General features: G+C 73.5%; 6 protein-coding genes. 3 read left to right on the forward strand and 3 right to left on the reverse strand.

The window, feature by feature from the left end; all coding sequences use genetic code 11:
• The first annotated feature begins 204 nt into the window (after positions 1-204).
• Complete coding sequence (locus ACFU74_RS19085) at positions 205-1,500, forward strand: hypothetical protein (RefSeq protein ID WP_380758100.1); 1,296 nt, start codon at positions 205-207, stop codon at positions 1,498-1,500.
• Here ACFU74_RS19085 and ACFU74_RS19090 read toward each other — a convergent pair.
• On the reverse strand, positions 1,497-2,387 hold the full coding sequence (locus tag ACFU74_RS19090; RefSeq protein WP_380758102.1) for an alpha/beta fold hydrolase: 891 nt from the start codon (positions 2,385-2,387) through the stop codon (positions 1,497-1,499). The two genes, ACFU74_RS19085 and ACFU74_RS19090, sit on opposite strands and share 4 nt — an antisense overlap.
• Before the next feature lie 762 nt (positions 2,388-3,149).
• Between ACFU74_RS19090 and ACFU74_RS19095 the strand changes: the two genes are divergently transcribed.
• Entirely contained in the window at positions 3,150-5,045 is a 1,896-nt protein-coding gene (locus ACFU74_RS19095) for a glycosyltransferase family 2 protein (RefSeq protein WP_380758092.1), read from the forward strand.
• 9 nt (positions 5,046-5,054) lie between these two features.
• Positions 5,055-6,986 (forward strand): galactose oxidase-like domain-containing protein, encoded by a 1,932-nt coding sequence (locus ACFU74_RS19100; protein WP_380758094.1) that lies wholly within the window; start codon positions 5,055-5,057, stop codon positions 6,984-6,986.
• 24 nt (positions 6,987-7,010) lie between these two features.
• Here ACFU74_RS19100 and ACFU74_RS19105 read toward each other — a convergent pair whose 3' ends face one another.
• Together ACFU74_RS19105 and ACFU74_RS19110 are read right to left on the reverse strand one after the other, a co-directional pair.
• Positions 7,011-8,117 carry a glycoside hydrolase family 6 protein gene (locus ACFU74_RS19105; RefSeq protein WP_380758096.1) on the reverse strand — a complete coding sequence of 369 codons (1,107 nt, stop codon included), beginning with the start codon at positions 8,115-8,117 and terminating at the stop codon, positions 7,011-7,013.
• Between the two features lie 137 nt (positions 8,118-8,254).
• On the reverse strand, positions 8,255-8,932 hold the full coding sequence (locus ACFU74_RS19110) for a uracil-DNA glycosylase (protein WP_380758104.1): 678 nt from the start codon (positions 8,930-8,932) through the stop codon (positions 8,255-8,257).
• Positions 8,933-9,212: the final 280 nt, after the last annotated feature.

Below are 9,212 nucleotides of genomic sequence, written 5' to 3' on the forward strand. Positions count from 1 at the left end.
GAAACGTCACGGGTCGGCAACGGAAGACGTCTCTTCGCATCCCGCACAACCGTGCCCCGCGTGTTCAGTCCCGGCGGACCCCGGGCCTTTGGTGCCCTCCGTGTTCGCGTGACATGCTAACGACGGATAATCAATCAATTGTCCGATATGACCGGCTCGACCGCGGTCGCGGTCGTCACCCGGTCCGGACACCCAGGGGAGACGATGGCCGGCATCTCGCGCAGGACCGTGCTCACAGCCACCGCCGCGACCGCGGCCCTCGGAGCGGTGGCGGCCTGTTCCGGGGGCGGCTCGGGACCGGCCGGTCCCACCGGATCGGCCCCGGCCCCCACGACCGGCACCGCCGGCACCGGGCCGACCACCACCGGCACCCCCGCCGGCACCCCCACCGGGACCCCGGCCAAGGGCACGCCGATCGGGGACGGCTCGACCTCCGACACCGGCCCGCAGCCGAACCAGCCCAAGCCCGAGAAGCTCAAGCCGGGCGAGCGCCCGCCGCAGTTCGTGGTCTTCTCCTGGGACGGCGCCGGCGCCACCGAGGACGACCAGTTCCCCCGGTTCCTGAAGCTCGCCGAGGAGCACAAGGCCTCGATGACCTTCTTCCTCTCCGGCATCTACACCCTGCCCAAGGGCCGGGCGGAGCTGTACCACCCGCCGAAGCACGCGATCGGCGCCTCCGACATCCCCTACCTGTCGGACGGCGCGGTGAAGAACACCATCAGGCTCATCAGCCGGGCCTGGCTGGCCGGCCACGAGATAGGCACCCACTTCAACGGCCACTTCTGCTCGACCCGCTCGGACGGCAACGGCGTCAACAAGTGGACCCCCGAGGACTGGCGGAGCGAGATAGACCAGGCCGTCGGCTTCGTGACCCAGTGGCGGACCAACACCGGCTTCACCGACGTCGATCCGCTCCCCTTCGACTACGGGAAGGAGCTGGTCGGCGGCCGCACCCCCTGCCTGGAGGGGCAGAAGGCCCTGCTGCCCACCATCGCCGGCCTCGGGTGGAAGTACGACGCGAGCTCCTCGGGCGGCCTGCAGATCTGGCCCCAGAAGGTGCAGGACGGCAAGGTCTGGGACCTCCCGCTGCAGAGCATCCCCTTCCCGGGGCACACCTACCAGGTGCTCTCCATGGACTACAACATCCTGGCCAACCAGTCCTCCGGCAGCACCAAGGGGGACCCGGCCAAGTACGACGAGTGGCGCGCCCAGGCCCGGGACGCCTACCTGGCCGGGTTCGACCGCGCCTACAACGGCAACCGCGCGCCGTTCTTCATCGGCAACCACTTCGAGCAGTGGAACGGCGGCATCTACATGGACGCCGTCGAGGAGACGCTCAAGGCCGTCGCGGGCAAGCCGGACGTCCGGCTGGTCTCCTTCAAGCAGCTCGTCGAGTGGCTGGAGGCGCAGGACCAGTCCACCCTGCGCAAACTGCGCACCCTCAACGTCGGGCAGGCGCCGGCCGGCGGCTGGGAGTCCTTCCTCGGCGCGGCCGGTTAGGCCCTCGGCCGTCCGGCGGCGGCGGAGTCCGGGCCGAGCAGGGCACGGACCACCGCCTCGGCGCCGGCGCGCCCCCAGAGGACCGAGTAGTGGTTGGTGCCCGGCACCCCCGACGCCGGGACCGGGTGGGTGCGGTCCAGCCCCGTCGCCGCGAGCCGCTTCTCGTCGTACAGGCCCTGCGGCTCGTCGAGCAGGCCGCGCTCCGCCCAGATCAGCTCGCCCGGGCAGGGCAGCCGGTGCACGGCGGCGGCGGCCTCCTGGTCCAGCAGGACCTGCGCCCCGTCGGCCTCGACCGCCGCCAGCACGCAGGAGGAGCGCAGTTCGGGTTCGGCGCCGACGAGGTCGCGCTGGGTGTAGGCGTCGATCTCGTCGCACCAGTCGGCGGCGAAGGCCGGGTGCCGCTGCCAGAAGTCGCGGTACGCCTGCCGGTCGGGGAAGGTCATCGACAGCCGGGCCAGCGCCGGCCCGAGCACGGCGGCCAGGGCGTCGTCGCTCGCCCCCTCGGGCAGCGGGAAGGTGACCGCTCCGTCGACCAGCACCACCCGGCCGACCAGTTGCGGGTGACGGACGGCCGTCAGGGCCGCCACCCACGCGCCCATGGAGTGGCCGGCCACGACGGTCGGTCCCAGCCCGAGCCCGGTGATCAGGGCCGCCACGTCGTCGGCGTGGCGGGCCAGGCCGTACGGGCCGCCGAGGTCGCGGCTGCCACCGCGCCCGCGCAGGTCCGGCGCGAGCAGGGTGGCCCGCCCGGCGAGCCGACGGGCCACCTCGAACCAGGCGAGGCCGTTGGCGGTGATGCCGTGCACCGCCACGACGGTCGGGGCACCGGGCACGGTGGCCGGCCACCGGAGCACGGACAGCTCCCCTCCGGGCACCGGGACGCCCAGCTGCTCCGGGGCCGCCGGCCCGCAGGCCGTTCCGGACCCGCCGGACGGCGGAGCAGCCTCGGCGGTTCGGTCGGCGGCCCCGGGTGTCGACGGGTGCTCGAACTGGCTCACGCTGGACTACCTCCTGTGGGGCCGGCGCCCGGCGGCACCGTGTCCCTTCCGGCATTCCCGTCGGCGGTCCTGGCCGAACGGGCGCAGCGGGCGCGGCCCCCGGGGACGTGGCGGGGGGTGGATGCCGGAACGGTAGACGGGGTGTGCGGGCGGCGACATGTGCCCGGCCGACGCATCGGCCCGCGCCGCTGTGGCGGTCGGCTCCATACCGCCCGGGCCGACCCGCTCACCGGACCGGCCGGGCCGCGCACGGTTTCGGACGGCGAACCAGCGGCGCCCGAACGCGGTTCGGGCCCCGTGGCACCGGTGCGCCGACGATTGGCCGGGAATCGCCGGAACCGCTCGCCCGCGCACCGGCCGTACTCCGGACCGGTTGCAATCAGGGCTCCCCTCCGGGACAGTTGGGGAAGTCCGGGGATCCCGGCACCCCCGGAAGGGAGTCCGGGGCCGTCGCAGGGGGTCCCGTTCCCGACGCTTTCGCGTCATCGCGCACCACGATCGATCGCATACGTTTTAGCGGTTGACGGTCCGTAGTCGCCAGAACCGCCAGGTCGACCGCCGCGCGACCGCGCGGCGCGGCAGGTCGCACACCCCTGGTCGGAGCACGCACGGAACGGCGGGCCCACGCGGCCGGCCACGGGGGGAGCGCACATGAGCGGGCCGTTCTCGCGCCGGGCGAAGGACGCGGAACCGTCCGCTCCGGCCGCCGCGCCGGAGCCGCTCGCCGTCCCCGAAGCCCCTTACGACTACGCCTACTTCAGCCGACTGGCCGGCCGCGCGGTCGAGGACGTCGCGCCGGACGAGCCCTACCGGGTGCGGTACCGCAGCCTGCTGAGCCGCGAACCGCACCGGATCCGCGCCGCGCTGCTCCTGCTGGCCGCACCCCTGGTCGAGGGCGTGCTGCTGGTCTGGCTGCTCCAGCCGGGCCACTGGCCGGTCCGGCCCGGCGAGACCGACACCTGGTTACTGGTCGGCGACAAGGTGATGATCGGGATCATCGCGGTGGTCGAGGCGTTCCGGCTGGTCAACGTGGTCTCCAACGCCCATGCCACGCTCGCCGCCCGCGACCCCGTCCCGGTGACGCCCGAGCGCGGCACCCGGGTCGCGTTCATCACCACCTTCGTACCGGGCAAGGAGCCGCCCGAGATGGTGCGCGCCACGCTCACCGCCGCGCTGGCCGTCCGGCACGAAGGCCCCTACCACGTCTGGCTGTTGGACGAGGGAAACGATCCCGCCATGCGCGAGCTCTGCGAGCGGCTCGGCGTGCGCCACTTCAGCCGCGACGAGATCCCGCAGTGGAACACCCCCAAGGGCCGGTTCCGCGCCAGGACCAAGCACGGCAACTACAACAGCTGGCTCCAGGCGTACGGCGCCGACTACGACTTCTGGGTCTCGGTGGACACCGACCACGTGCCGCTGCCCGAGTTCTGCGAGCGGATGCTCGGCTACTTCCGCGACCCCGACGTGGCGTTCGTGGTCGGCCCGCAGGTGTACGGGAACTACCGCAGCTCGGGTTCGCTGGTCACCAAGTTCTCCGAGAGCCAGCAGTACCTCTTCCACGCCCTGGTCCAACGGGCCGGGAACCGCTACGGCGCACCGATGTTCGTCGGCACCAACAACGCCGTCCGGCTCGAAGCGCTGCGCTCGATCGGCGGGCTGTACGACTCGGTCACCGAGGACATGGCCACCGGCCTGGAGTTCCACCGCCGCCGCAACCCGGCCACCGGCGAGCGCTGGAAGTCGGTCTACACCCCGGACGTGCTGGCGGTAGGCGAGGGGCCGTCGTCCTGGACGGACTTCTTCTCGCAGCAGCTGCGCTGGAGCCGGGGCACCTACGAGACCCTGCTGACCCAGTACTGGCGGGTGGCGTGGGGGCTGTCGCCGGGGCGGCTGCTCAACTACACGCTGATGGTCTCCTTCTACCCGATGGCGGCGCTGACCTGGCTGCTCGGCGGAGTGTCCAGCGTGCTCTACCTGGGGTTCGGCGCATCGGGCGTCCACGTGTCGTCCGAGATCTGGATGGCGCTCTACAGCGACGCGGCCGCGCTGCAACTGCTGCTCTACACCTGGAACCGCAAGCACAACGTGAGCCCGCACGAGCCGGCGGGTTCCTCCGGGGTGGCGGGCATGGTGATGTCGGCGCTCTGCGGTCCGGTCTACGCGGCGGCGTTCCTCCAGGCCCTCCTGCGGATCCGCAGCCGGTTCGTGGTGACCCCGAAGGGCGAGTCGACCTCCCCCGACCGGGTGTCCACCTTCCGGCTCCACCTGTTCTGGGCGCTGGTGTTCGGCGGCGCGGTCGCGGCCTCCTTCCGGACCGGCCACGACCACGTCGCCATGCGGACGTGGGCCTGCCTGGCGCTCCTGCTCAGCCTGCTGCCGGTGCTGCTGCTCGCCGCGGACGCCGTGCGCCGCCGCCGGGCCAGGCCCGTCTCCACCCTCTCGCTCACCCCCGGCGCGGCCCCCGGCTCCCCCGGCTCCCCCGACTCCGCCGAGCCGACGCCCGCACCCGCACCCGCACCCGCACCCGCACCCGCCACGAGGGGATGACGAACCACCGTGAAGATCCACCACGCCGGGCGCACCCGGCGCTTCGCCCTCGGCAGCACCGTCTTCCTGACCGTGGCCGGGATGAACGCACCCGCCGTCCTCGGCTTCGCCACCGACCGGTACCACCACTACGTGGTCAACCGCCCCGCCTACAAGGCCGAGTACGGCCACTGGCAGACCCTGGTGCTCCCCGCCGAGTTCCGGATCAACGCCATCCACGCCGCCCTGCTGCGCACCGGCAAGGTCCTGATCATCGCCGGCTCCGGCAACGACCGGAAGAGCTTCGACGCCGGCACCTTCAAGAGCCTGCTCTGGGACCCGGCCGCCAACACCTACAAGACCGTCCCCACCCCCGCCGACCTGTTCTGCGGCGGCCACGCCGCGCTGCCCGACGGCCGGATGCTGGTGGCCGGCGGCACCCGCCGCTACGAGGCGCTGGACGGCGCGGTGAAGAAGGCGGCCGGCAACATGCGGGTCCGCAACGAGGACCCGGACGCCGCCCGCAGCCTCCCCGAGGGCACCGTCTTCCGCGCACCGGACGGCCGCGAGTACGTCTCCACCGCCGACCTCACCGTCCCCGCCGCGACCAAGACCGGCTCCGGCGCCGCGACCGTCGTCAAGGCGTCCGAGGCCAAGGTGTTCGCGGAGGCGGTCAGCCCCGGCCCCGGCTCGGTGCTGGACTCCCCCGCCCAGTACACGGTCAAGGGCCTGACCGGCGCCGACGCCCGGAACGTGTACGGCACGGCCGACCGGATGACCCTGGAGAAGCAGGACTACCAGGGCATCCGCGCCGCCTTCGAGTTCAACCCGGAGACCGAGATGTACGAGCAGGTCACCGACATGGCGTACGCCCGCTGGTACCCCACCCTGACCGGGCTGGGCGACGGCCGGGTGGTCACCGTCTCCGGGCTGGACGACACCGGCCAGATCCTCAGCGGCAACGACAACGAGATCTACGACCCGGCGGGCAAGACCTGGTCCAAGGCGCCCGACCGGTACTTCCCGACCTACCCGTCGATCTTCCTCACCGCGTCCGGCAGGCTCTTCTACTCCGGCTCGAACGCCGGCTACGGGCCCGCCGACAAGGGCCGCGAGCCGGGGCTCTGGGACCTCGCCGACAACAGCTTCCACCCCGTGCCCGGCCTGCGCGACCCCGGGCTGACGGAGACGTCCTCCTCGGTGCTGCTGCCGCCCGCGCAGGCGCAGAAGGTGATGGTGCTCGGCGGCGGGGGCGTCGGCGAGTCCCCGCTCTCCACCGCCCGCACGGACATCGCCGACCTCGGCGCCGCGCGGCCCGCCTTCACCCCGGGCCCCGACCTGCCGGCCGGCGGCACCCGGTACCTCAACAGCGTGATCCTGCCCGACGACACCGTCTTCACCACCGGAGGCTCCGCCGACTACCGGGGCAAGCGCCGCAGCGACCTGCTCAAGGCGCAGACCTACCACCCGGACACCAACACCTTCACCACCGCCGCCGAGCCGACCGTCGGCCGGAACTACCACGCCGAGGCCCTGCTGCTGCCCGACGGCCGGGTGGCGGTGCTCGGCTCCGACCCGCTCTTCAACGACAAGGCGGGCACCGAGCCGGGCGGCTTCGAGCAGCGGATCGAGATCTACAGCCCGCCGTACCTGTTCCGCGGCGAGCGGCCGCGGCTGACCGGCGCCCCGGCCGCGGCGAAGCTCGGCGGCACCGTGCGGGTGGCCGCCCCGGCCCCCGGCGGCATCGCCACCGCCAAGCTCGTCCGGCCGAGTTCGGTCACCCACGCCACCGACGTCGAGCAGCGCTCGGTGGCCCTGGACGTCACCGCGCGCACGGCGGACGGCGTCACGCTCACCCTGCCCGCCAACCCGAACCTGCTGCCGCCCGGCTGGTACATGCTCTTCGTCACGGACGCCGCCGGCACCCCGTCGGAGGCCCGCTGGATCCAGGTCACGCCCTGAGTCCGCGGCGCGCCGGCCGCGCGGCTACCCCGCAGCGGCGGCGCCGGACCTCGCCAGGCCCAGCGCGTACGGCAGCCAGAACTCGCCGGCCGGCGGCTCGCCGCGGCCGCACTCGCCGTCCGACTCGCCGGGGTTCTTGATCCAGAGGTACGCGTCGACACCGGGCCGGCCGGTCCCGGTCGTGGGCGGGGCGCCCAGCGCGCGGCCGGGCGGGTTGCACCACGCCTCGGAGTCCAGCGGGCCGTTGCCGTTGCGACTGGTGTCGATGACGAAGTGCTTGCCGTCCAGCAGGGCGGACAGCTGCGCGCCGTAGGCCGCGTTGCGGTCGGTGGTGAAGAAGTTGGAGACGTTCACCGCGAAGCCGTCGGCCGCCGCGATCCCCGACCTGCGCAGCGCCTCGGCCAGCGTGGTCGGGTCCGGCGTCCACCCCGGGTTGCCCGCGTCCAGGTAGACCCGCACCTGCGGGCGCTTCTTCAACTCCTGGACGGCGAAGGCCAGCAGGCCGTACCGCTCGGCGGCGGCGTCGCCCTTGACCCCGCAGGTGTCCAGGGTGTGCGCGATCGCGTCCGGTTCCAGCACCACCCAGGCCCGGCGGTCGCCGATCGCCTCCGCCAGGCCGGTGATCCAGGCCCGGTACGCGGCGGCGTCGGACGCGCCGCCGGCCGAGTAGAGGCCGCAGTCCCGGTGCGGGATGTTGTACGCGACGAAGACCGGCGTGCGGTCGGCCTCGGCAGCGCGCCGGCCGATCCGGTCGGCGATCTCCCGGGCCGCCCGGTCACCGAGCCAGTGCGAGGACGGCTGGGCGGCGATCCGCAGCAGGGCGTCGGCCTCGCCCGTCCGGCCCTGTCCGCGCAGGGCGGCCGCCTGGCGGGCGACGGGGGTCTGGTCGGAGACGTAGAAGGTCTGGCCGGGAAGCTGCGGCAGCGCACCGGCCCCCGCCCCGGCCGAAGCGGTCGCGGCGGGCACCGCGGTCGTCGCACTGCCGCCGCCGGACGTGGGCCCGGCGTCGCCGGAGTTGCCGGGGCTCCCCCCGCCGCTTCCTCCCGAGCACCCCGCGACACCCGTCAACAGCCCCAGCAGCGCCGCCCCCACGACCAGCCTGAGCCCCGCCCCTCGCCCAACTCGGCGCACGTACCGCCCCTCCCCCGACCCGGTCCGGCCCCCAGCTTCGCACACCGGAGAACCGCCCGCCGTCCGACTCCGCGTGAACGGCGGGCGCTCGCAGTCAGGCAGACGCTCCGTCAGGCCGGGCGAGGGGCCTTCGTGGCTCAGGCCTGCTTGAGGTCCGGGATCCGCCAGTCGACCGGGTCGACGCCGAAGCCGTCCAGCGCGGTGTTGATCTGCGAGAACGGCCGGCTGCCGAAGAACAGCTTGGCGGACAGCGGCGACGGGTGCGCGCCCTGGACCACCACGTGCTTGCCGGTGTCGATCAGCGGCAGCTTCTTCTTGGCGTAGTTGCCCCAGAGCACGAAGACGACCGGCTCCTCGCGGTCGCTGACCGCCTTGATCACCGCGTCGGTGAACTTCTCCCAGCCCTTGGCCTTGTGCGAGTTGGCCTCGTGCGCGCGCACCGTGAGCACCGCGTTGAGCAGCAGCACGCCCTGCTCGGCCCAGTGCATCAGGTAGCCGTTGTCCGGCGCCGGGATGCCGAGGTCGGCGTCCAGCTCCTTGAAGATGTTGCGCAGCGACGGCGGCGTCTTGGTGCCCGGCAGCACCGAGAAGCTCATGCCGTGCGCCTGGCCGTCGTCGTGGTACGGGTCCTGGCCGAGGACGAGCACCCGGACCTTCTCGTACGGAGTGGCCTCCAGCGCGGAGAACTCCTGCCCGCTCGGCGGGAACACCTGGTGCTCCGCGCGCTGGGCCGCCACGAAGGCCGCCAGCTCGGCGAAGTACGGCTTCTCCGTCTCGGCTCCCAGCACCGCCCGCCAGGACTCCGGCAGCTCCAGCCCGGCGCCCGCTTCCGCCTCGCCCACGTTCGCCTCGACCGTCCCCGCCTCGACCGTGTCCGTCACGACGTCCTCAACCTCCCACCGGGCGGCCGCGCAGCGCCGCACCGCCCCGACCCGCGGGCGTATCGCGCCGCTCGCGCCGTACGCCCTCTTTCACCCCGAACGCTACACAGACCCACCGACAAGCCGCTCCCCGGCGGTCCCACGGGTCGCCGCCCGCGCCGCCCCCGGACGCCCGGCCACGTTCAGCGCCGCACGTCCTCCCGACGCGCACGAC

Origin of the sequence: Kitasatospora sp. NPDC057500 (assembly GCF_042802195.1) — a bacterium.
Taxonomy (GTDB): domain Bacteria; phylum Actinomycetota; class Actinomycetes; order Streptomycetales; family Streptomycetaceae; genus Kitasatospora.